The organism is Streptomyces sp. NPDC051561, from assembly GCF_044454195.1.
GTDB lineage: Bacteria > Actinomycetota > Actinomycetes > Streptomycetales > Streptomycetaceae > Streptomyces.
The window spans coordinates 204102-226960 of the sequence record NZ_JBITDM010000011.1 but is presented as its reverse complement, the minus strand read 5'-3'; the positions used below and the strand labels follow the sequence as shown (position 1 = coordinate 226960).

Below are 22859 nucleotides of genomic sequence, written 5' to 3'. Positions count from 1 at the left end.
CCGCAGCCCCCACCCTGCGGGGAGTGCCTGATGCTGGCCGGCCGCCGCCCTGCGGGAGGAAGGCGCCCGCAGGGCTTTCGGGCCCTCAGTCGCCCAGTACGCGCCGCAGATAGTCGTTGCCGAACAGGCGCTCCGGGTCGAGGCGGTCGCGGACGGTGCGGAACTCCTCGAAGCGGGGGTAGACCGACGAGAAGTACTCGGCGTCGCGGGTGTGCATCTTGCCCCAGTGCGGGCGGCCGCCGTGGGCGGTCAGGATGCGCTCGACGGCGGTGAAGTAGCCCTGGTAGGGCGTGCCCTTGTACATGTGGACCGCGAGGTACGAGGAGTCCCGGCCGGACGCGGTGGACAGCGCGATGTCGTCGGCGGGGGCGGTGCGCACCTCCACCGGGAAGCTGATTTTCAGCGGCGACCTCTCGATCATCGCGCGGACCTCGCGCAGCGCGTCCACGGTGGCCTCGCGCGGAACGGCGTACTCCATCTCCACGAAGCGCACCCGTCGCGGGCTCGTGTAGACCTTGTACGGAATGTCGGTGTACGTCCGCGCGGACAGGGCGCGGCTGGCGATCTTGGCGATCGCCGGGATGGTGCGCGGGACGGCCCGGCCCAGCGAATTGACCACCTGGAAGAGGCCGTTGGACATCAGCTCGTCCTCGACCCAGCCCGCGACCTTTCCGGGCGGGGCGGCCGGGCCCAGGCTGCGGTTGTTGCGCTTGGTGTTGCAGTTGCCGGTGTGCGGGAACCAGTAGAACTCGAAGTGCTCGTTCTCCGCGACGAATTCGTCGAAACCGGACATCACCGTCTCGAAGCCCATCGGCTCCTCGCGGGCGGTCAGGAAGAAGATCGGCTCCACGGCGAAGGTGATCGCGGTGATGATGCCGAGCGCGCCCAGGCCCACCCGGGCGACCGCGAAGACCTCCGGGTTCTCCTTCTCGGAGCAGGTCAGGATCCGGCCGTCGGCGGTGACCAGCTCAAGTGCCTTGATCTGGGCGGCGAGCGAGGCCGATTCGCGGCCGGTGCCGTGCGTTCCGGTGCTGGTGGCGCCGGCCACCGTCTGCTCCATGATGTCGCCCATGTTGGTGAGCGAGAGGCCCTCGCGGGCGAGCGCCAGGTTGAGGCGCTTGAGCGGAGTGCCCGCCTCCACGGTGACCGTCCCCGCCTCGCGGTCGATCTCCCGGATGCCGGTGAGGAGGTCGGGGCGGATGTGCGCGCCGTCGGTGGCGGCGATGGCGGTGAAGGAGTGGCCGGTGCCCACGGGCTTGACCTTGAGGCCGTCGGCCGCTGCCTGCCGTACCGCCTCGGCCAGTTCCTCCACCGAGGAGGGGCTCACCGCGCGCGCGGGGCGTGCGGTGACGTTTCCTCCCCAGTTATGCCAGGCGGTGCCCGTCTTGGTGGTGTCGCTCATCGGCGTCGTGCCCTCCCCGAGTCGGTGCCGGCCTGCCCAGCCGGCGGTACCCCAGGAACGCCACCGCGGCCGCGACGGCTCCCGACAGTACGGGCACCACGTACGCTGCGTCCGCCCCCATCCCGTCGACCGCCCAGCCTGCGGCGGAGGAGCCGATCGAGATGCCGACGGCGAGCCCGGTGCTGGTCCAGGTCATGCCCTCGGTCAGTTTGGCGCGCGGTACGTGCTGTTCGACGAGGGCCATCGTGGTCACCATCGTCGGTGCGACGGAGAGGCCCGCGACAAAGAGCGCCACGGCCAGAAACGGAAGGTCCCCGGCCAGTTGGAGGGGGATCATACTCACGGCCATCGCACACACACCCAGCAACCACCGTTTCGTGGGTGCCCCCTTGAGGTGCAGCAACCCGAAGACCGCGCCCGCCAGGCACGAGCCGAGCGCGTACGCGGCCAGCACCAGGCTCGCCATCGCCTTGTGGCCCCGCTCCTCGGCGAAGGCCACCGTCACCACGTCGATCGAGCCGAAGATGGCCCCGGTGGCGACGAAGGTGGCCACCAGGACCTGGAGGCCGCCGGACCGCAACGCCGAGCCCCGGCCGTCCTGCTGGCGCGGATGCGGAACGGGCTCGGTGTCCTTCTGGGTGGTCAGCCAGAACACCCCGACGATCAGGAATCCGCCCGCGATCAGCGGTCCCGCCTCGGGGAACCAGGCGGTCGACAGACCGATGGAGACGATCGGTCCGAAGATGAAACAGACCTCGTCGGCGATGGACTCCCAGGAGTACGCGGTGTGCAGCTCGCGCGGGGACCCGCGGTAGATCGCCGCCCAGCGGGCCCGGACCATCGAGCCGACGCTGGGGACGGTGCCCGCGCCCGCCGCGAACACGAAGAGCGTCCAGTCCGGGGCGCCCTGCTGGGCACAGATCAGCAGACCGGCGACGGCGACGGTGGAAACCAGGGTGGCGGGCCGCAGCACCCGGCTCTGACCGTGCCGGTCGACCAGCCGGGAGATCTGCGGACCGAAGACCGCCGCCGACATCGCGAGGGTCGCCGAGAGCGCGCCGGCCAGCCCGTAACGCCCGGTGAGCTGGGAAATCATGGTGACGATGCCGATGCCCATCATCGACAGCGGCATCCGGCCGAGCAGACCGGCCGCGGAGAAGGCCCGGGAGCCGGGGGCGGCGAATATGGCGCGGTAGGGACTGGGACTGGACAACTGTAATTCCGCCGATCAGGCGCGCGCTTGGGGGTCCGGCGCCGATAACACGTGTAAATGGTTCGTACAGGTTACGTAAGGGAGCGGCGACGCGGGAGTGCGGTCACGTGCGGCGGCGCGCACCGGGTGGAGCAGGGTGCCGAACGCCGGATTGTCGGACGTGGGTGGCAGGATCGTTACATGTCTGATCAGCTCCATGCAGTTCCCGACAACGCGTCGCACGCGGCGCCCGGTTCCGCCCCCGACGCGACCGGCGCGGCCGCGGACCCCGCTCCGTACGACGCCCTGCTGCTGCTCTCCTTCGGCGGCCCGGAGGGCCCCGACGACGTGGTCCCGTTCCTGCGGAACGTGACGCGCGGCCGGGGCATCCCCGAGGCGCGGCTGAAGGAGGTGGGGCAGCACTACTTCCTGTTCGACGGCATCAGCCCGATCAACGAGCAGAACCGCCGCCTGCTGGACGCACTGCGCAAGGACTTCGCCGAACACGGCCTGGAGAGCCTCCCGGTCTACTGGGGCAACCGCAACTGGGCGCCCTACCTCACCGACGCGCTGCGCGAGATCACCCGCGACGGCCACCGCCGCATCGCGGTCCTGGCGACCAGCGCGTACGCCTCGTACTCGGGCTGCCGGCAGTACCGGGAGAACCTCGCCGAATCGATTGCCCTCCTTCGGGCGGAAGGACTGCGGCCGCCGCGCGTCGACAAGCTGCGGCACTACTTCAACCATCCCGGCTTCGTGGAACCGATGGTGGAGGGCGTGCTCAAGTCCCTGGCGGAGCTCCCCGAGGAGGTGCGTGCGGGTGCCCACCTCGCCTTCACCACGCACTCCGTCCCGACCGCCGCCGCGGACACCTCGGGCCCGGTCGACGTGCACGGCGAGGGCGGGGCGTACGTCGCCCAGCACCTGGACGTCGCCGCTCTGATCGCCGCCGAGGTGCAGCGGGCGACGGGTGTCGCCGACCGCCCCTGGGAGCTGGTCTACCAGTCGCGCTCCGGCGCCCCGCACACCCCGTGGCTGGAACCGGACATCTGCGACCACCTGGAAGCGCTGCACGGCGCGGGCGCCCCTGCCGTCGTCATGGTCCCCATCGGCTTCGTCTCCGACCACATGGAGGTCCTGTACGACCTGGACACCGAGGCCACCGGGAAGGCGGCCGAACTGGGGCTCCCGGTGGCCAGGTCCGCGACGGTCGGTGCGGATCCGCAGTTCGCCGCGGCGGTACGGGACCTGGTCCTGGAGCGGGCGGCCCGCGAGCGGGGCCGGACGGTCTCTCCCTGCGCGCTGGGCAAGCTCGGTCCCAGTCACGACCTGTGTCCGGTCGGCTGCTGCCCCGCGCGGGCGCCGAAGCCCGCCGCCGCGGGTGCGGACAGCCCCTTCGAGGAGGAGAGCGCGTGAGCGGCGACCTGAGCGGCGAAGCGCTCGAATCCCTCACCTCGGAGCTTCTCCCGGTCGCCCTGGAGGCCGCCCGGCGGGCCGGTGAGCTGCTGCGCGACGGGCGGCCCGACGACCTGGGGGTGGCCGCCACCAAGACCAGCTCCGTCGACGTCGTGACCGAGATGGACATCGCCGCCGAGAAGCTGATCACCGGATTCCTCGCGGAGCGGCGCCCCGAGGACGGGGTGCTGGGGGAGGAGGGGGCCTCCACCGAGGGGACCAGCGGCGTCCGGTGGATCATCGACCCGCTCGACGGCACGGTCAACTATCTGTACGGGCTGCCCTCCTGGGCGGTGTCGGTGGCCGCCGAGTACCGGGGCGAGGTGCTGGTCGGCGTCGTCGAGGCACCGCTGCGGCGGGAGAGGTACCGGGCGGTGCTCGGGGGCGGGGCGTACGTGGAAGGGCCTTCGACCGGCCGACAGCTGTCGGCCGGGGCGGCGCCGCCGCTGGAGCGGGCGCTGATCGGGACGGGGTTCGGGTACCTCGCCGAGCGGCGGGCGCGGCAGGCGGCGATCGCCGGGCAGCTGATTCCCGGTTTCCGGGACATCCGGCGCGGGGGGTCGGCGGCGATCGACCTCTGTGACGTGGCCTGCGGGCGGCTGGACGGGTACTACGAGCGGGGGCTCAACCCGTGGGACTACGCGGCGGGGGACCTGATCGCCCGGGAGGCGGGCGCGCTGACCGGCGGCCGCCCGGGGGAGCGCGTCTCGGGGGAGCTGGCGATCGCGGCGCCCCCTGGGGTCTTCGAACCGCTCCAGGCCCTGCTCGACGAGTTGGGCGCCTGGCACGACTAGCTCCCGTCGCCCGCCCCTCCCGGGCGCGGCCCCGTCCCGGCGCACGCCCCGGGCACGGCGAAGGCCCACTTCCTGCACGGGAAGTGGGCCTTCGCCATGGTGCGGGGCGTGCGCCGGGACCGGCATGGGGCAGGACGGGACTCAGGCGGCCGCCGCCGCGTCGATCCGGACCCCGTGTTCGGCGGCCAGGCGGTGCAGGTCGTTGAGTTCTTCCTGCTCGACGTCGACCAGGAAGTCGTCGCCGGCCTCGCGGGCCCGCGAGAGGTCCGACTGGGCGGCCTCTATGCGGTGCAGAAGACTCGTGGTGAAAGCGTCCATGTGCGCCCCCTCGTCATGGGTCGGTGGCACGGGGGTGTGCCGAGGGTGGTTCGACCACGCATGTACCTCCTGTGCACGCACTCCCTCTGGGGGACAGAGCGGGCTGTGGCGTGCCACATACAGGGCGTGATCGCGGGTGTTCTGTCGTCCTCCCCACGGCGTACCTCAGGGAAACCTCAACTGCCCCGGGAATCATGGAAATCGCGCCTCCGGAGGGCGGGTGCCCACCCCCCGGGAACACCCTCCGCAGGCCGTCTTACAGCCGGTTTACTGCTGAAACGGGCAGGATGGGCGGGTGCAGGAATTCCCTGCGTGAACTTCGTGCCGCGCGGTATCGATCAATGCCGCACCGGCGACCAGAGGAAGGAACCGACGTGCGCGTACTCGTCGTCGAGGACGAGCAGCTGCTCGCCGATGCGGTGGCCACCGGACTGCGCCGGGAGGCCATGGCCGTCGACGTCGTGTACGACGGCGCCGCCGCCCTGGAGCGGATCGGGGTCAACGACTACGACGTGGTCGTCCTGGACCGCGACCTGCCCCTGGTGCACGGCGACGACGTCTGCCGCAAGATCGTCGAGCTGGGCATGCCCACCCGGGTCCTGATGCTCACCGCTTCCGGTGACGTCAGCGACCGGGTGGAGGGCCTGGAGATCGGGGCGGACGACTACCTGCCCAAGCCGTTCGCGTTCACCGAGCTGACCGCCCGGGTGCGCGCCCTGGGACGACGTACCACCGTCGCCCTGCCGCCCGTGCTGGAGCGCTCCGGCATCAAGCTCGACCCCAACCGGCGCGAGGTGTTCCGCGACGGCCGGGAGATCCAGTTGGCGCCGAAGGAGTTCGCGGTCCTTGAGGTGCTGATGCGCAGCGAGGGTGCGGTGGTCTCCGCCGAGCAGCTCCTGGAGAAGGCCTGGGACGAGAACACCGACCCGTTCACCAACGTCGTACGGGTGACGGTGATGACGCTGCGCCGCAAGCTGGGCGAGCCTCCGGTGATCGTCACGGTGCCCGGCTCCGGCTACCGGATCTGAGGCGCCAGGTGACGACCACACCGGCCCCACCAGCCACCCCGCCCAAGCCGCAGTGGGACCCCGGGCAGGCCGAGCCCGCCTTTCCGTGGATCCGCTCCACGATCCGGATAAGGCTCACGCTGCTCTACGGCGGGATGTTCCTGATCGCGGGCATCCTGCTGCTCTCGATCATCTATCTGCTGACCGCACAGGCCCTGCGCGACGGCACCCAGCAGCCCGACTTCAAGATCACCGGGACGGGCATCCGGATCGCCAGCCCCAGCTGCCCCGACCTGGCGAGCGCCCGCGACAACAGCGAGCTGAACGCGGTGCTGCGCACCTGCCTCGGCAACACCCGACAGGAAGCCCTCAACGACCTGCTCAACCGGTCGCTGCTGGCCCTGGTGGGCCTCAGCGTGATCGCCTTCGCCTTCGGGTACGCCATGGCCGGACGCGTCCTCTCGCCGCTCGGCCGGATCACCCGCACCGCCCGCCGGGTGGCCGGCACCGACCTGTCCCGGCGCATCGAGATGGACGGCCCCGACGACGAACTGAAGGAGCTCGCCGACACCTTCGACGAGATGCTGGACCGCCTGGAGCGGGCCTTCACCGCCCAGCAGCGCTTCGTCGCCAACGCGTCCCACGAACTGCGCACCCCACTGGCGATCAACCGGACCCTGCTGGAGGTCCATCTCTCCGATCCGGGCGCTCCGGTGGAGCTCCAACAGCTCGGCAAGACCCTCCTCGCCACCAACGAGCGCAGCGAACAACTGGTGGAGGGCCTCCTCCTGCTGGCCCGCAGCGACAACCAGATCGTCGAGCGCAAACCCGTCGACCTGGCCGAGGTCGCCACCCGCGCCCTCGACCAGACCCGCGGCGAGGCCCAGGACAAGGGCGTGGAGCTGCGCGGCGAGCAGCAGCCCGCGGTGGTGCAGGGCAACGGCGTACTGCTGGAGCGAATTGCCCTGAATCTGGTTCAGAACGCGGTTCGGTACAACGTGCCCGAGAATGTGGGGAGCGAAGCGACTTCGGGCAAGGGTGCCGGCGGGCGACGGGAGAGCGGCTGGGTCGAGGTGACCACGGAGATCGAGCACGGCCAGGCGGTGCTGGTGGTTTCGAACACCGGTCCAGTGGTTCCCGCGTACGAGATCGACAACCTCTTCGAGCCGTTCAGGAGGCTGCGCACCGAGCGAACGGGCAGTGACAAGGGTGTCGGCCTGGGGCTGTCCATCGCGCGCAGCGTCGCGAGGGCCCACGGAGGCCGTATCATCGCGGAGCCTCGCGAGGGTGGCGGGCTCGTCATGCGGGTCACGCTGCCGGTGTGAGGCACGAAAAGTACGGAAGAGCACGTTGGTGAAGTCATCGATGTGTTCGCTTTAAGCGGAAATCCCGGGACGCGATCCCGGGAGTGACGTGTGTGATCGATCACAGGTCGCACTTTCCGGTCATCCACTCTCCGTGATCACCATCCCACCGTAAATCCGGTAAAAGTCCGGGTTTCCAGGGGGTGAGATCACGGGAAGTACACGGGGTGGCGCTCGGGCAGTGCGACATTCGGACCGTGTACGGTCCCGATCGCCATCCAAGACGATCACTCTGCGGAGTGCGTCTCAGGTGTCGATTGAGTAACAGACCTTGATGTGAGGCAAAATCTCCGCCTCAGGTCGGGCACAAGTCCGGCCTCTCACGCGTTACTGCGCTGGAGACACCGCAACCACCCAGAGGGGGAGAGCGACAATGGCAACGGATTACGACACCCCACGTAAGACCGATGACGACCTCAACGAGGACAGCATCGAGGAACTCAAGGCACGGCGGAACGACAAGTCGAACACGACCGTCGACGTCGATGAGTTCGAGCAGGCTGAAGGCCTGGAGCTGCCCGGCGCGGACCTTTCCAACGAGGAACTGTCCGTCCGTGTGCTGCCCCGTCAGGCCGACGAGTTCACCTGCATGAGCTGCTTCCTGGTCCACCACCGCAGCCAGCTGGCCCGCGAGAAGAACGGCCAGCCGATCTGCCGCGACTGCGACTAGGACGGGGTCGGCCGTGACTGGCGCGACACCGTTCAGGAAGCGGCCTTTCCGACGTGGCAAGAAGGCGTCGGAGGCACCACAGGGCGGGACGGACCCGCAGGACGCCACCTCGGCGCCCGACGAGTCCGCCGCCCTCCTGCCGTCCACCACGTCCACCGGCTCCGCCGTGGGACGCAGGGACGGCGATCTGAGTGACGCCGCCGGCGCACATGACGGCGAGCGGGGCATCATCGCCCGGCTCGGCGCAGTGAAGGGGTCCGTGACCGGGACCCGGCGTCTGGCGGCCCTCAGGCAGGGCACCCTCAAGGGCGGCGAGCGGGCCAGGGCGGGCGTCGCCTACCTCGCCGACCGGATCATCGAGAACGCCCCGCGCGTTCCCGTACGGGATCTGGCGACCCTGCGACGGCAGTTCACCGGGCTGACCGCGGAGGAACTGGCCGACAAGCTCGTGGCGGGTGCCGCCAACGGCACCTCGACCGTGGGCGCCGGCGTCGGAGCCGCCGCGATGCTGCCCGTACCGATGGCCATGCCGGCCGAACTGGCCACCGAGGTCACCGGTGTCGCCGCGATCGAGCTCAAGATGATCGCGGAACTGCACGAGGTCTACGGACAGCGCCCGCCCGGAAATCTCAGGCAGCGCACCATCGCCTACCTCGGCTCCTGGGCCGAGGAGCGGGGCGTCGACCTCACCAAGCCCACCACGCTCAACGCGGCGCTCGGCGGGCAGATGAAGCGCGAGCTGCGCCAGCAGATCATGAAGCGCATGGTCCGCAACCTGCCCAACCTGATGCCGTTCATGGTCGGTGCCGCCGTCGGCGCGGTGATGAACCGCCGCGACACCAGGAAGCTCGCCGACCACATCCGCGCCGACCTGCGCCGCAGGCAGATCCCCTGGGACGCACTCCCCGGGCTGCCGCCGCTGGACCACGCCAAGGAGCTCAGGGAACTGGAGGCGGGCGGCCCCAAGGAGCTGCCCTAGCTGCCGAGCTGCTCCGGGAGCCCGGGAGGCCCTGGCCGTGCCGGCCCTACGCGCTCTCCGCGGTCTCCTTGCGTGCCGCTGCCAGCATGTCCGCCAGGACCTGCGGGTGGCGGGTCGAGAGATAGGCGTACGGGGTCGGGTCCGACGGGTCGGTGATCCGGACCCGCAGCGCGGTGGGGATGTACGAGCGCAGCAGCATGAAGGCGCGCGGGTCGGCCTTGTGGGTGCGCCAGGCACGGGCCTCCTCGGCGTCCAGCACCTCCGCCTCGCCCAGTGCCGTGACCGGGATCCGGGCGTCGCCCGCGACCAGGGAACCGGCCACCACACGGATCCGCGCGGAGCCGTACGAACTCACCGCGACGGCGGCGAGCGCGATCCCGCCGATCACCCCGCCCAGCATCGGCAGCGGACCGACCGGCAGCAGGATCAGCCCGCACGCGATTCCCACGAGCGCGGTGATGAACCACCAGGAACGGGGTGCGGTCAGGCGTTCTTCGTAGGGCTGCATGAGTCCAAGCTTGGCACGGCACGCCCCGCGTCCGGCCACGCGGGGCGTCGCCCGCCGGGGGGCGGCCCCCGGGCCCCCGGCCGCAGGGGCATGCCGCCGGGCGGGGACCGAATGACCTCCACCGGGCAAACCGAAGTAAGGTCTGCGCCTGTGAGTACTGAGAACACCCGGGAGGCGACTCCCAGACGCCCGGCCGGCTCCACGGCCCTGACGCCCCCGGCCGAGGCCATAGCCCCCGTCCGGCACCCCGACGCCCCGGCCCCGGGAGAGCTTCTCGGCGCCCACTACGCGCACTGTTTCGGCTGCGGTGACGGGCAGCCCCACGGGCTGCACCTCCAGGCCAGAGCCGGCGAGGGTGTGCGCGTCGCCGCCGAGTTCACCGTCCAGGCGGCCCACCAGGGCGCCCCCGGGCTCGCCCACGGTGGCGTACTGGCGACGGCCCTGGACGAGACGCTCGGTTCGCTGAACTGGCTGCTGCGGGTGATCGCGGTGACCGGCCGGCTGGAGACCGATTTCGTCCGTCCGGTGCCCGTCGGCACCGTGCTGCACCTCGACGCCGAGGTCACCGCGGTGCACGGCCGCAAGATCTACTCCACGGCGACCGGCCGGATCGGCGGCCCCGAGGGGCCCGTCGCGGTCCGCGCCGACGCCCTTTTCATCGAAGTCAAGGTCGACCACTTCATCGACAACGGCCGCCCGGAGGAAATCCAGGCAGCCATGGCCGACCCCGACCAGGCCAGGCGCGCACGCGCCTTCGAGGTGAACCCATGAGCCGCAGTCCCGTCGATGTCCTGATCAGGCGGGTGGACCCCGGCGTACCGCTTCCGTCGTACGGCCACCCCGGTGACGCCGGGGCCGACCTGGTCACCACCGAGGCCTGCGAACTCGCCCCCGGCGAGCGGACGGTGCTGCCCACCGGCGTCTCGATCGCGCTGCCCGACGGGTACGCCGCCTTCGTGCACCCCCGCTCCGGGCTCGCCGCACGCTGTGGTCTGGCTCTCGTGAATGCCCCCGGGACGGTGGATGCCGGGTACCGTGGGGAGATCAAGGTGATCGTGGTCAATCTGGACCCGCGCGAGAGCGTGCGGTTCGAGCGTTTCGACCGGATTGCCCAACTGGTCGTCCAGCAGGTCGAGAAGGTGCGCTTCCACGAGGTCGCGGAACTTCCCGGTTCGGCGCGGGCCGAGGGGGGCTTCGGGTCCACCGGCGGCCACGCCGCGGTGGGCGGCCCGGCGGGTGCTCCGGTCAATGGCTCCGTGGACGAGCCGGATGACTCAACGGGTGGGAACTCATACGCTTCGGTCGTTACCGACCGGGAAGGACAGTGACGTGTTCGGACGTCGCAAGAAGAGCGAATCCGCCGAGGACGAGGCGGGCGTGACCGAGCAGGTCGCCGACGAAGTCCAGACCGACGAGAACGGCGAGGTGCGCAGGGTGAACCTGCCGCCGGCGCCGCGCCCCGACGGGCCCTGGGACGTCTCCGAGGTGTCCGAGCCCGCAGAGAACCGGGTCGACCTGGGCGGCATTTTCGTGCCCGGCGTCGAGGGCATGGAGCTGCGGGTCGAGGTCGCGGGTGACGCGATCGTCGCCGCCACGGTCGTGCTGCGGGACAGCGCCATCCAGCTCCAGGCGTTCGCCGCGCCCAAGAAGGAAGGCATCTGGGGCGAGGTCCGCGAGGAGATCGCCACCGGCATCACCTCGCAGGGCGGTGTCATCGACGAGGTCGAGGGACCGCTCGGCTGGGAGCTGCGCGCCCAGGTTCCGGTGCAGCTGCCGGACGGCAACAGCGGTGTGCAACTGGTGCGGTTCGTCGGCATCGACGGGCCCCGCTGGTTCCTGCGCGGAGTGATCTCCGGTCAGGGCGCGGTGCAGCCGGAGGCCGCGGGCGTACTGGAGCAGATCTTCCTGGACACCGTGGTGGTCCGGGGCGAGGGGCCGATGGCGCCGCGCGACCCGATCGTCCTGAAGCTCCCCGAGGACGCGCAGATGGTCGCCGAGGGCGTCCAGCAGGAGGAGCAGAGCGAGTCCCGCTTCTCCGGCGGCATGGGGCAGTTGCAGCGCGGCCCGGAGATCACCGAGGTCCGCTGAGGCTCTTGGGGCCGGTTTCCTGCCGGGATCCCTCTCTCGTACGTGGCCGGTGGCCCGCATCCCTCCCGGGGTGCGGGCCACCGGCCTTTTCGCCCCGCCGCCCCCTTTGTGGCCCGGATTTCTCGCCGATCGGGTGCGGAGGCGCCAATTCCCCCGCGACATGCGGGAGTTGATGCGTCAGGACCGTTGCGGGGCCGGTGGGAGGGCTCCCATACTGTGGCGGTCGCACGGGGGAGGAACGGGTGTGCTGAGGGGACTGCGCGGGCGGAGCGGCCCCGGTGGCTGAGTCCGCGGTGAGGACACGTACCCAGGGCACCGCCGGTGGCGGGCCGTCGGGCGGGAAACCGCAACGGGTGACACCGGTCCTGGTGCGCTGGGGCCGGCACCACGCCCTGGTGCTCTGCGCGGCGGCGCTCGCCGTGGCGCTCGCGGCGACCGTGCTGGCCGCCCTCGCCGCCCTCTCCGAGCACGCCGTCGAGGGTGGCGTCAGGGGACACCTCGCCAGTGATCAGGGAGCCGTGCTGGCGGTGACGGGGGACCACCCGACCACGAGCGGTCCGGCGGGCGCGGCCGACCGGGCGCGGACGGACGCGGCGGTACGCGGCGCCGTGGACCGTACCTTCGGCGGCGTCGCGCACCGCACCTTCTCGACGCTGCGGGCGCCCTCGTCGTTCGCGGCGGAGTTCGGGGTGATCGACGGGTCCGGCGGGGAGCGGGAGGACCTGACGGTGGCGGTGGTCTCCGTCGAAGGGGTCGGCGTGGAGGGGGCCGGGGTGGACGGGGTGCGCGCCACCGGTGCCGAGGAGGCGAACGCCCGGCTGGTGGAGGGACGCTGGCCCGCGGCTTCCGGCCGCGGCGGGGTGCTGGAGGGCGCGCTGCCGGTGAACCTGGCAACGCAGCTCGGAGTGCGGGTGGGCGGCAGTTTCGGCGTGGTGGGCGAGGACGACCGGCCCACCATGGTGCGGATGACCGGCAGTTACGAGACCGCCGGGGCCGGCCCCGCGCTGTGGCGGGGGGTCACCGGGCCCTTCGGGGACCGGGACCGGCTGGTGTTCGTGCACCGGGAGGCGTTCCTGGCCCGCAAGGAGTTCACCCGGTCCGCCAAGGACCAGTGGCTGGCCGTCCCCGAGCACGACCGGCTGGGGCTCGGCGACATCGAACCCCTCAGTGCACGGCTGGGCGCCTTCGTGGGCAGCGACACCGCCCTCTCCGTCTTCGGGGAACACCGGCCGCCCAAGGACGTCAGACTCACCGTCGACGGCGCCCTGGTAAGCGCCTTGGGCCGGCTGGAGACCCCGATCGCGGTCTCCCGGGCCGGCCTCTACATCCCGGCCAGTCTGCTCGCCGCGCTGGCCGCCGCCGCCCTCGTCCTCACCGCCCGCCAGCTCGCCGAACACCGGCGCCCCGAACTGGCCCTGCTCGCCGCCCGAGGAGCCGGAACCCCCCGGATCGCCGGATCAGCGGTGGCCCACTGGGCGACCGTCGCCGTCCCCGCCGGACTCGCCGCCCCCTTCCTGGCCGGACCGCTGCTGACGGCGCTGGCCGACACGGGGCTGATCCCCGGCGCCGTACCCGCGTCGGCACTGGTGCCGCTGAGCTGGGCACTGGCCCTGCTCGCGGTGCTGGTGCACGGGGCGGCGATGCTGGCGCCCGCCGTGCGGTCGGCCGGGGACCGGGAGGCGGTGGCGAAACTGCGGCGCAGGCTGGGCAAGCTGCCCGGAGTGCAGAAGGCGGGCACCGATGTGGCGCTGGGCGCCGTCGCCGTGCTGGCCTGGCTCCAGCTGCGGCAGTACCGCAGCCCGGTGGGCGACGCCGGTCTCGACCCGGTGCTGGTGCTCGCGCCCGTCACCATGACCTGCGCCGCCGCCCTGCTCGCACTGCGGCTGCTGCCGCTGATCGCCAGGGTCACCGAACCGCTGGCCGCGCGCGGCCGCGGGCTGGTGCTGCCGCTGGGTGGCTGGCAGGTGGGCCGCCGGGCCGCAGGCAACGCCGGGGCGACCCTGGTGGTGGCGCTCGCCCTGGCGGTCGGCGCGCTCAGCAGCACCTCGCTGGCCATGCTGGAGCGGAGCGACCACGACCAGGCCGTCCATGCCGTCGGCTCGGACCTGAGTATCGTCCCCGACCACACCGGTGGGCCCCGGTCCGACCAGCGATACGCGAAGTACGCGGCGCTGCCGGGCGCCACCGCCGTCACCCCGGTCTTCGACACCCCGGCCAACTCCGGCCAGAAACTGATCGCCCTCACCTCCTTCAACACCACCGCGGGACCCGTGCCCACCCTGCGCGCCGACCTCGCCGACCGTCCGACGGCCGAACTGCTCGCCGCCCTCGGCAAGGACGTTCCCGCCCACGGCGCCGCCCTCGACCCGGCGGCCACTCGCGGCCTCGACGGCCGGCTGCCGCTGCGGGTACGGCTCTCCGCCGACGGCCCCGGACCGGTGCGGCCGGTGACGCTGATGGTCTCCGTCGAGGACGGCGACGGCCTGGTGCACCGCCTCCGGGCGACGATGCGGGCCAACGGGGGCCGCCCGCAGACCGTTTCGGTGCCCCTGCCGACCCGGACGGACGAGAGGAATCCGCTGCGGATCGTCCAACTCGGCCTGAACATGGAGGGCGAGAGCGTGCGGCGCACCTACCGGCTGACCATCGACCGGGTGCCCGGCCTCACCGGCCGCCCGCAATGGGTCGACCCGGACCTCACCGGGCGGTTCGCTCCCCGTTCCGGCGCGCTCTGCCCGGGCACCGCACCGGAGACCTCGGCCGAGGTACCGGCCGGGCCCGTCCTGTGCTCCGACACCGAGGCCCCGGGAACCCTGCTCGACGCCGTAATGCGCGGCCCGCTGGTACCGGGCCCCTTCCCCAAGTGGGAGAACACCCTGCTCCCCAAAGCCACCGGGCTGCCGGCCGTCCCGGTACTGGCCACCGACGACTTCCTCACGGCCACCAACGCCACGGTGGGCACCCTCGCCCGGGTCTGGCTCCCCGGCGGGCGCCCCCTGTCCGTCCGTATCACCGGCAGGATCGCGGGAGTGCCCGGCGTCTCCCGCGACGTACCCCGGCTGATCGTCGACTCCCGGGTGCTCGCCGCCCAACTCGCCCCGACCGGACAGCTCCTGGACCGCGAGGCCCTGTGGTGGGTGTCGGTGCGCGGTGGGGACACGGGCCGCGCCCTGGCTGCCGTGGAGCAGCACGGATACGGGAAGGCCACCGATGTGGCCGGGGCCGAGCGGGAACTGGCCGACGACCCGCTGCGCCAGGGGGCCCGCGGGGCGCTCACCCTGTGCCTGCTGCTGGCGCCCGCCTTCGCGGTGGTGGCGTTCACCCTGCACACCGCGCTCTCCGCGCGCGCCAGACAACGGGAATTCGCACTGCTCCGGGCGCTCGGCGTACGGCGCGGTCAGCTTGCCGCCTATCTGTGGACCGAGCAACTGGCCATCGCGGCCGTCGCCGCCGTCCTCGGCACCTTCCTGGGCACCGCGCTCGCCTCGGTGATCATGCCGTTGGTCACCGTGGACACCGGGGGCGGCCCGGTCTTCCCCTGGCTGGTCACCGAGCTGCCGTGGGGACGGATCGGCCTGACCGTGGCCGCGACGACCCTGCTGATCTGCGGAGTGGTGACGGTGGCCGCGCGCTTCCTGGCCAGGATCGACCTGGCGCGGGTACTGCGGGCGGGGGAGGACCGGTGAAGCGCCCGGTGCGGTGGACGCGGGGGGCGGGGCCGGCGCGGTGGCTGCGACCGGTGCGGGCCGAGCTGCCGCTGATGGGCTGCCTGGCCGTACTGACCGGGCTGCTCGCCCTGGTCGCGGCGGTCGGCCCCGCCGTCGTCGACGGGCTGGCGGGGCGCGCACTGGCCTCCCGTATCAGCGACGAACAACTCTCCCTGCCGGCCGTCGAGTTCACCGGCATCGTCAAACGCAGGGCAGACGTGGCGCCGCCCACCGGGGAGCTGTCGACCGAACTCCGGGCCGCCGCCACCAAGATCCAGAGCGTCGCACCGTCACCCCTCAGGGGAAAGGTGGTCCACGACTCCGCCCGGATCGAGATCCGGTCCGGCACCGGGAACACCGGGGGCGGACAGGCCACCTTCACGCTGTTCCTTGCCGACGACGGCCCGAAGGCCGGGAGTTACGCCGAGGGCCGCCCCCCGTCCGCCACCAGCACCCGCCTGGAGACCGCCGTCTCCACCCGCACCCGGGACGCCCTGAAACTCCGGCTGGGCCAGCGCATCGCACTCGTCCCCGCCCCCGCCAGCGCACAGGCCGCCGGCACCGCGGAGGTGGTCGGCTTCTTCCCTCCCGTCGACAGCGGGCTGATGCGTGAGAAGCCGCTGCTGGCCACGCCGTTGAACACCTCGGGAGCCACCTCCTGGCGGGCCGCCGCCCTGATCGGGGCCGCCGCGACCGAGCAGCTCCAGGAGGACCAGGACCTCAGCCTGGGCGCCGTCTGGCGGCTGCGCCTGAACCTCGTCACCGCCGACGCCACCCCCCTCACCACCTCCCGCGGAAGGGACCAACTGAACAGCGCGGTCCGCGGGTTCCAGGACAGCGCCGCCAACGCCTACTGCGGATTCTCCTCCGCCGGCGGAGACGGCTTCGACTGCCTGCTCGGCCGCCACCCGTCGACCGGCCTCATGGACACCGGCGGCCTCGCCAGGATCCTCGACGGCTTCGACGCGGACTGGGCCAAGGCCCGGGTGATCATCGCCTTCGCCCCCATGTCGCTGTACTGCGTGGGCCTCGCCGCCTGTGCCGCCGCCGCCCTGCTCGGGCTGCGCCGCCGGCTCGCCGACGAGCGGCTGCGACGGGCCCGCGGCGCCTCCGCGCTCCGGCTCGCCGGGGCCGCCGCGCTGCGCACCGCACCGGCGGCGGTCCTCGGATACGGCGCCGGAGTGCTCGCCGCGCGGCTGTCCGCACCCGAGGGGGGCTCGCCGCTCGCCCACACGACCGCGCTGGCGGTGGCCGCCGCCGGCTGGCTGATGCTGCCCGCGCTGACCTGGTACGCGCTGCGCGACGGCGCACTGCACGCGCCGGTGCGTACCCGGACGCGGCGGGTGCGGGGTGCCGCGCTGCGCAGGCTCACCGCCGAGGGCGCGGTACTGCTGCTCACGGTGGCCGGGGTATACACCCTGCACGAGCGCGGGGCGGTCGACGAACCCGACCTCCCGATGGCCGCCGTACCCGCCCTGCTGGGGGTCTCCGTGGTGGTGCTCCTGGTGCGCTGCTACCCACCACCGGTACGGGCCGCCGCCCACTTCTCCGCCCGCAGACGCGGCACCGTCCCGCTGATCGCGCTCTCCCGGGCCGCCCGGGACGCCCCGTCCCGCTCCCTGGCCCTGCTCGTCCTGGTCACCACCCTGGCCACCGCGGTCTTCGGCGGAATCGTCGCCCAGACCCTCCTCGAAGGACGCGCCGAGACCGCCCGCGCGCAGGCCGGCGCGGACGCCTCCTACGTGGCGGAACGCCTGGACGCCCAGACGGTACGCGCCCTCGCCGAAACCCCCGGAGTCCGCCACCGCGTCACCACGGAACTGCGCAGCGCCGACCTCACCGACGCGGCCAACGGCGCCTCCCACGGCACCGTCGACCTGGTCTCGGCCGACTCCGGGGCGCTGCGCACCGCCGACCCCGGCTCCGCCGTCGGCCGGGCGCTGGCCGCACTGCGCGCGGACGGCGCCGACATCCCCGTACTGGCGGGCCCCGACCTGAAGCGGGGCGGCCGCTACCTGGCCGAGGTGGAGGGCAGGAACGTCCGGCTCAAGGTGGTCGGGCCGCTGCCGCCCGGCGCGGCACAGGAACACACACTCGGGCCGGTGCGCGGACGGTCGAACTCGCGGATGCTGCTCACCGACGCGTCGGTGCTGGGCGCCCTCGCCGGCCCGCCGACCGTCGACCGGGGCGCGCTGCTGCTGTACGGGGCGGACATCGACCGGCGGGCCCTGCGCTCGCTGGTCCCGCGGGCCGCCGAAGGGGCCGCCGTCGGGCAGCTGCACATCCTCGCCGACGAGCAGGCGGCCGTCCGTGACGACGGGGTGCTGGCGTCGATGACCACGGCGTTCCGGCTGTGCACCGCGCTGACCGTGCTGCTCGCCCTCGTCGCGCTGATACTGGACCTGCTGCTGTCCGCACCCGAACGGGGCCGCACCGCGGCCCGGTTGAGGACCATGGGGCTGGGCGACCGGGCCACCGGCGGGCTGCACCTGGTGCAGTTGCTGCCGATGGTGCTGGCGGCCGCGATCGGGGGCGGCGCGCTCGGGCTGTTCCTGCCGGACCTGCTCGGCCCCGCGCTGGATCTGCACGGGCTCACCGGGGGCACCTCCGCGCCGGTGGTGCGGGCCGACTACGGCGCGGCCGGGCTGCTGGGCGCGGGCTCCTTGCTGCTGGTCGGCGCGGCCGTCGTGGTGGAGACCGTCATGGCCCGGCGGCGGAAGCTGGGCACCGTACTGCGACTGGGGGAAGAGCGATGACGGGGAGTCCGGGGACGGGGAGTCCGGGGACGGGGAGTCCGGGCGGGGGCGGGGCCGCTTCGGGCCTCACCGATCTGGCGGCGCTGGAGGAGCGTGCCAGGGCGGCCGGGGTGCCGGCCCCCGACGAGGGGCTGATCCACTGCGACAACGTGGTGCGGGTGTACCGCACCGAGGACGTCGAGGTGCAGGCGTTGCAGGGCCTGGACCTGGTGGTGGACGAGGGGGAGTGCGTGGCGCTGGTCGGCGCCTCCGGAAGCGGCAAGTCCACTCTGCTGTCCATCCTTTCGGGCCTCGATCTGCCCACCGCGGGGCGGGCCAGGGTCGCCGGGCACGACCTGCTGGCCATGGGGCGGGCCGAACGGCTCGGCTACCGGCGCTCCACCGTCGGCTTCGTCTATCAGCAGACCGGGCGCAACCTGCTGCCGTATCTGACCGCGCTGGAGAACGTCGCACTGCCGATGAAGTACGCCCGGGTGCCGCGCCGCAAGCGGGCCGCGCTCGCCGGGGAGCTGCTCGACGCCCTGGGCGTCGGGTACTGCCGCAGCCGCCGCCCGCAGCAGATGTCCGGCGGTGAGCAGCAGCGGGTGGCCGTCGCGGTGGCCGGCGCCAACAGCCCGCAGGTGCTGTTCGCCGACGAGCCGACCGGCGAACTCGACACCGCCAGCGGCGAGGAGGTCTTCGCCGCCCTGCGCCGGGCCAACGAGGAGCTCGGCATGACGGTCCTGGTGGTGACCCACGACCCACTGGTGTCCGAGCAGGTCAGGCGCACGGTACGGATCAGGGACGGGCGCACCGCGACCGAGACGCTGCGGGCCGCGGGAGACCCGGGGGGCGAGGAGTTCGCGGTACTGGACCGGGTCGGCCGCCTCCAGCTGCCGCGCGAGCACATCGAGCGGTACGGGCTGCGGGGGCGGGTGCGGCTGTCGGCGGAGAGCGACCATGTGGGGGTGTGGTCGGGCGGGACGGGGGCGGGTGTGGTGGCGGAGCCGTCGCCGGACTCGCCCTCATCGTCGTCCTCGAAAGGTGATCGGCCAACCCCGTGACCAATGTCGTACCCATGGGCAACACTTGGCGCAAGAACGGTAGTGCGAGTGGTTCGCAGTACGAGCGGGGAGCGGAAGATGGCAGAGAGCACGGACGCGGCGGCAGGCGCGGGCACCGGAACCCTGGAGCGGGGCGGCCCGATGGTGCGCGTCGAGGATCTGCACCGCTCCTTCGGTACCGGAGCCGCCGCCGTGCACGCACTGCGCGGTGTCTCCTTCAGCGTCCCGCGCGGTGAGCTGGTCGCACTGAAGGGCCGGTCCGGCTCCGGCAAGACCACCCTGCTCAACCTGGTCGGCGGCCTCGACCGGGCGAACAGCGGCAGCGTCGTCGTCGACGGCACCGATGTCGGCGCCCTCGGCGAGAACGGGCTGCTGGAGATGCGACGCGACCGCATAGGCTTCGTCTTCCAGTCGTTCGGCCTGATCCCGATCCTCAGTGCCGCCGAGAACGTCGGGGTGCCGCTGCGGCTGCGCAAGGCCGACCCCAAGGAACGCGACGAGCGGGTCGCACTGCTGCTGTCACTGGTCGGGCTGGCCGACCACGCCAAGCAGCGCCCCGGCGAGCTCTCCGGCGGCCAGCAGCAGCGCGTCGCCATCGCGCGAGCACTCGCCAACCGCCCGGCGCTGCTGATAGCCGACGAGCCGACCGGCCAGCTCGACGCCGAAACCGGCCTCTCGGTCATGGAACTGCTCCGCGCGGTCGTCCGCAGCGAGGGCGTCACCGCCCTGGTAGCCACCCACGACCCCCAGCTGCTGGGCCTGGCGGACAGGGTGCTGGAACTCAGGGACGGCCACATCGTCGACGGGGTATGAGGCGGAGGGCCGGGGGCAGGGGCCGGCCCCCACGCCCGGGCGGGGGCCGCCACGGCCCCCGCCCTCACCGCCCGCATCAGAATCCCGTCAAGGCCTCCGCCCACCCCTCACCCCGTCCGATTCGTCCCGAACGTGCGACGTAAGGTCGGAGGCAGTGGACACCGGTCGCCTGTGTCCCCGGTGGAAGACAATGAGGCCATGGGACGCGGGACACGCGGAAAACTCCGGATCTATCTCGGTGCGGCGCCGGGCGTCGGCAAGACGTACGCCATGCTCTCCGAAGCCCACCGCAGGGTGGAACGCGGTACCGACTGCGTGGTCGCCTTCGTCGAGCACCACGGCCGGCCGCGCACCGAGGTGATGCTGCACGGCCTCGAAGAAGTGCCGCGCAAGGAGATCCCGTACCGCGGGACCACCTTCACCGAGATGGACGTGGACGCGGTCCTGGAACGCGCCCCCGCCGTAGCCCTGGTCGACGAACTCCCGCACACCAACGTCCCCGGCTCCCGGCACGCCAAGCGCTGGCAGGACGTGGAGCTGCTGCTCCAGGCCGGCATCGACGTCATCTCCACGGTCAACATCCAGCACCTGGAGTCCCTCGGCGACGTCGTCGAGTCGATAACCGGGGTGCGCCAGCGCGAGACCGTGCCCGACGAGATCGTCCGCCGCGCGGACCAGATCGAGCTCGTCGACATGTCACCGCAGGCACTGCGCCGCCGGATGGCACACGGCAACATCTACCAGCACGACAAGATCGACGCCTCGCTCTCCAACTACTTCCGCCCCGGCAACCTCACCGCCCTGCGCGAGCTGGCCCTCCTCTGGGTCGCCGACCGGGTCGACGAGTACCTCCAGCAGTACCGCGGCGAGCACAACATCCGCTCCACCTGGCAGGCCCGCGAGCGCATCGTCGTCGGCCTCACCGGCGGCCCCGAGGGCCGCACCCTGATCCGCCGCGCCTCCCGGATGGCCGCCAAGGGCTCCGGCAGCGAGATCCTCGCGGTGTACGTCGCCCGCAGCGACGGCCTCACCGCGGCCTCCCCCAAGGAGCTCGCCGTCCAGCGCACCCTCGTCGAGGACCTGGGCGGCACGTTCCACCACGTCATAGGGGACGACGTACCGAGTTCGCTCCTCGAATTCGCGCGCGGCGTCAACGCCACCCAGATCGTGCTCGGCTCCAGCCGCCGCAAGACCTGGCAGTACGTCTTCGGCCCCGGCGTCGGCCAGACCGTGGCCCGCGACTCCGGACCCGACCTCGACGTCCACATCGTCACCCACGAGGAGGCCGCCAAGGGACGCGGCCTGCCCGTCGCGCGGGGCGCCAGGCTCGGCTTCTCCCGGATCCTGGCCGGCTGGCTGGTCGGCACCGTGGGCCCGGCCCTGCTGACCGTGCTGCTGATCAGCATCCACAACGGTCCCGGCCTCGCCAACGACGTCCTGCTCTACCTCTTCCTCACCGTCGCCGCCGCCCTCCTCGGCGGCCTCCTGCCCGCCCTCGCCGCGGCCGCCGCCGGCTCCCTGCTGCTCAACTTCTTCTTCACCCCGCCCACCAGAACACTGACGATCGACGACCCCAAGAACATCGTCGCCATCGTGATCTTCTTCGCGGTCGGCGTCGCCGTCGCCTCCGTCGTCGACGTGGCCGCCCGCCGCACCCAGCAGGCCGCCAGGCTGCGCGCCGAGTCCGAGATCCTGTCCTTCCTGGCAGGCAGTGTGCTGCGCGGCGAGACCAGCCTGGACGCCCTGCTGGAACGGGTCCGCGAGACCTTCGCCATGGAGTCGGTGGCCCTGCTGGAGCGGGACAGCGACGTCGACCCATGGACCTGCGCGGGCAGCGTGGGGCCCCGCCCCTCCGAACGGCCCGAGGACGCCGACGTCGACATGCCCGTCGGCGACCACATGGCGCTCGCCCTCTCCGGCCGGGTGCTGCCCGCCGAGGACCGCAGGGTGCTCGCCGCCTTCGCCGCCCAGGCCGCCGTCGTACTGGACCGTCAGCGCCTGGTCGGGCAGGCCGAGGACGCCCGCCGTCTCGCCGAGGGCAACAAGATCCGCACCTCGCTGCTCGCCGCCGTCAGCCATGACCTCCGTACCCCCCTGGCCTCCATCAAGGCCGCCGTCACCTCGCTGCGCTCCGACGACGTCTCCTGGTCCGAGGCCGACGAGGCCGAACTCCTCGAAGGCATCGAGGAGGGCGCCGACCGCCTCGACCACCTGGTCGGCAACCTCCTGGACATGTCCCGCCTGCAGACCGGCACCGTCACCCCGCTGATCCGCGAGACCGATCTCGACGAGGTCATCCCGATGGCGCTTGTCGGCGTACCCGACGACAGCGTGGAACTGGACATTCCGGAGACCCTGCCGATGGTCGCCGTCGATCGCGGCCTGCTGGAGCGGGCCGCGGCCAACCTGGTCGAGAACGCGGTCAAGTACAGCCCCGAGCACACCCCCGTCTCCGTCGCGGCCAGCGCGCTGGGCGACCGGGTGGAGGTACGGATAACCGACCGTGGCCCCGGCGTCCCCGACGACAACAAGGAACGCATCTTCGAGCCCTTCCAGCGGTACGGGGACGCCCCCCGCGGCGCCGGAGTGGGCCTCGGCCTCGCGGTCGCCCGGGGCTTCCTCGAATCCATGGGCGGCACCCTCACCGCCGAGGACACCCCCGGCGGCGGCATGACCATGGTGCTCACCCTCAAGGTGGCCCCCGGCCAGACCCCCGTACAGCCCGATTTCTCGGCCCAGGCCCTCTCATGACTCCTTCGCCCG

At 72.5% G+C, this 22859-nt stretch carries 18 protein-coding genes; 14 read left to right on the top strand and 4 right to left on the bottom strand.

Annotation, left to right across the window (positions count from 1 at the left end; all coding sequences use genetic code 11):
- Positions 1–85: 85 nt before the first annotated feature.
- Together ACIA73_RS24535 and ACIA73_RS24530 are read right to left on the bottom strand one after the other, a co-directional pair.
- Positions 86–1402 (bottom strand): D-arabinono-1,4-lactone oxidase, encoded by a 1317-nt coding sequence (locus ACIA73_RS24535; RefSeq protein WP_399440813.1) that lies wholly within the window; start codon positions 1400–1402, stop codon positions 86–88.
- On the bottom strand, positions 1365–2615 hold the full coding sequence (locus ACIA73_RS24530; protein ID WP_399440812.1) for an MFS transporter: 1251 nt from the start codon (positions 2613–2615) through the stop codon (positions 1365–1367). The genes ACIA73_RS24535 and ACIA73_RS24530 overlap by 38 nt, the downstream gene beginning before the upstream one ends.
- Positions 2616–2795: 180 nt before the next feature.
- Between ACIA73_RS24530 and ACIA73_RS24525 the strand changes: the two genes are divergently transcribed.
- Positions 2796–4010 (top strand): ferrochelatase, encoded by a 1215-nt coding sequence (locus tag ACIA73_RS24525; protein ID WP_399440811.1) that lies wholly within the window; start codon positions 2796–2798, stop codon positions 4008–4010.
- Positions 4007–4843: an inositol monophosphatase family protein gene (locus ACIA73_RS24520; protein ID WP_399440810.1), complete on the top strand. Its 837-nt coding sequence runs from the start codon at positions 4007–4009 to the stop codon at positions 4841–4843. The genes ACIA73_RS24525 and ACIA73_RS24520 overlap by 4 nt, the downstream gene beginning before the upstream one ends.
- A gap of 141 nt (positions 4844–4984) precedes the next feature.
- On the opposite strand, the gene ACIA73_RS24515 is transcribed toward ACIA73_RS24520, so the two are convergent.
- A complete protein-coding gene (locus tag ACIA73_RS24515) occupies positions 4985–5161 on the bottom strand; it encodes a hypothetical protein (protein ID WP_399440809.1) in 177 nt (58 codons plus the stop codon).
- A gap of 374 nt (positions 5162–5535) precedes the next feature.
- Here ACIA73_RS24515 and ACIA73_RS24510 point away from each other — a divergent pair, with 374 nt between their 5' ends.
- From ACIA73_RS24510 to ACIA73_RS24495, 4 genes are all read left to right on the top strand, one after another.
- Positions 5536–6189 (top strand): response regulator transcription factor, encoded by a 654-nt coding sequence (locus tag ACIA73_RS24510; protein WP_185026810.1) that lies wholly within the window; start codon positions 5536–5538, stop codon positions 6187–6189.
- An 8-nt stretch (positions 6190–6197) separates the two neighbouring features.
- On the top strand, positions 6198–7493 hold the full coding sequence (locus ACIA73_RS24505; protein ID WP_399440808.1) for a sensor histidine kinase: 1296 nt from the start codon (positions 6198–6200) through the stop codon (positions 7491–7493).
- A gap of 412 nt (positions 7494–7905) precedes the next feature.
- Positions 7906–8202 (top strand): DUF4193 domain-containing protein, encoded by a 297-nt coding sequence (locus ACIA73_RS24500; protein WP_185026814.1) that lies wholly within the window; start codon positions 7906–7908, stop codon positions 8200–8202.
- Positions 8203–8215: 13 nt separating this feature from the next.
- Positions 8216–9181: a hypothetical protein gene (locus tag ACIA73_RS24495; protein ID WP_399440807.1), complete on the top strand. Its 966-nt coding sequence runs from the start codon at positions 8216–8218 to the stop codon at positions 9179–9181.
- Positions 9182–9227: 46 nt separating this feature from the next.
- Here the strand turns inward: ACIA73_RS24495 and ACIA73_RS24490 are convergent, their stop codons facing one another.
- A complete protein-coding gene (locus tag ACIA73_RS24490; protein ID WP_399440806.1) occupies positions 9228–9689 on the bottom strand; it encodes a DUF3093 domain-containing protein in 462 nt (153 codons plus the stop codon).
- A 150-nt stretch (positions 9690–9839) separates the two neighbouring features.
- Here ACIA73_RS24490 and ACIA73_RS24485 point away from each other — a divergent pair, with 150 nt between their 5' ends.
- The 8 genes from ACIA73_RS24485 to ACIA73_RS24450 all read left to right on the top strand — a co-directional run bounded on the left by ACIA73_RS24485 (position 9840) and on the right by ACIA73_RS24450 (position 22847).
- Complete coding sequence (locus ACIA73_RS24485; RefSeq protein WP_399440805.1) at positions 9840–10460, top strand: PaaI family thioesterase; 621 nt, start codon at positions 9840–9842, stop codon at positions 10458–10460.
- Positions 10457–11017, top strand: coding sequence for a dUTP diphosphatase (dut, locus tag ACIA73_RS24480; RefSeq protein WP_399440804.1), 561 nt, complete (start codon positions 10457–10459; stop codon positions 11015–11017). Before ACIA73_RS24485 ends, dut begins: the two co-directional genes overlap by 4 nt.
- Position 11018: 1 nt before the next feature.
- Positions 11019–11777 (top strand): DUF3710 domain-containing protein, encoded by a 759-nt coding sequence (locus tag ACIA73_RS24475; RefSeq protein WP_399440803.1) that lies wholly within the window; start codon positions 11019–11021, stop codon positions 11775–11777.
- A gap of 278 nt (positions 11778–12055) precedes the next feature.
- A complete protein-coding gene (locus tag ACIA73_RS24470; protein WP_399440802.1) occupies positions 12056–15463 on the top strand; it encodes an FtsX-like permease family protein in 3408 nt (1135 codons plus the stop codon).
- A complete protein-coding gene (locus ACIA73_RS24465; RefSeq protein ID WP_399440801.1) occupies positions 15460–18240 on the top strand; it encodes a hypothetical protein in 2781 nt (926 codons plus the stop codon). The genes ACIA73_RS24470 and ACIA73_RS24465 overlap by 4 nt, the downstream gene beginning before the upstream one ends.
- A complete protein-coding gene (locus tag ACIA73_RS24460; RefSeq protein WP_399440800.1) occupies positions 18237–19283 on the top strand; it encodes an ABC transporter ATP-binding protein in 1047 nt (348 codons plus the stop codon). Before ACIA73_RS24465 ends, ACIA73_RS24460 begins: the two co-directional genes overlap by 4 nt.
- A 78-nt stretch (positions 19284–19361) precedes the next feature.
- A complete protein-coding gene (locus ACIA73_RS24455) occupies positions 19362–20096 on the top strand; it encodes an ABC transporter ATP-binding protein (RefSeq protein WP_399440799.1) in 735 nt (244 codons plus the stop codon).
- Between the two features lie 198 nt (positions 20097–20294).
- Complete coding sequence (locus ACIA73_RS24450; protein WP_399440798.1) at positions 20295–22847, top strand: ATP-binding protein; 2553 nt, start codon at positions 20295–20297, stop codon at positions 22845–22847.
- The last annotated feature ends 12 nt before the right edge of the window (positions 22848–22859 follow it).

Coding starts and splice junctions, on each gene's coding strand:
- ACIA73_RS24525 (WP_399440811.1), top strand. CDS start 2,796: ATGTCTGATCAGCTCCATGCAGTTCCCGACAACGCGTCGCACGCGGCG.
- ACIA73_RS24500 (WP_185026814.1), top strand. CDS start 7,906: ATGGCAACGGATTACGACACCCCACGTAAGACCGATGACGACCTCAAC.
- ACIA73_RS24460 (WP_399440800.1), top strand. CDS start 18,237: ATGACGGGGAGTCCGGGGACGGGGAGTCCGGGGACGGGGAGTCCGGGC.
- ACIA73_RS24535 (WP_399440813.1), bottom strand. CDS start 1,402: ATGAGCGACACCACCAAGACGGGCACCGCCTGGCATAACTGGGGAGGA.
- ACIA73_RS24515 (WP_399440809.1), bottom strand. CDS start 5,161: ATGGACGCTTTCACCACGAGTCTTCTGCACCGCATAGAGGCCGCCCAG.
- ACIA73_RS24490 (WP_399440806.1), bottom strand. CDS start 9,689: ATGCAGCCCTACGAAGAACGCCTGACCGCACCCCGTTCCTGGTGGTTC.
- ACIA73_RS24455 (WP_399440799.1), top strand. CDS start 19,362: ATGGCAGAGAGCACGGACGCGGCGGCAGGCGCGGGCACCGGAACCCTG.
- ACIA73_RS24450 (WP_399440798.1), top strand. CDS start 20,295: ATGGGACGCGGGACACGCGGAAAACTCCGGATCTATCTCGGTGCGGCG.
- dut (WP_399440804.1), top strand. CDS start 10,457: ATGAGCCGCAGTCCCGTCGATGTCCTGATCAGGCGGGTGGACCCCGGC.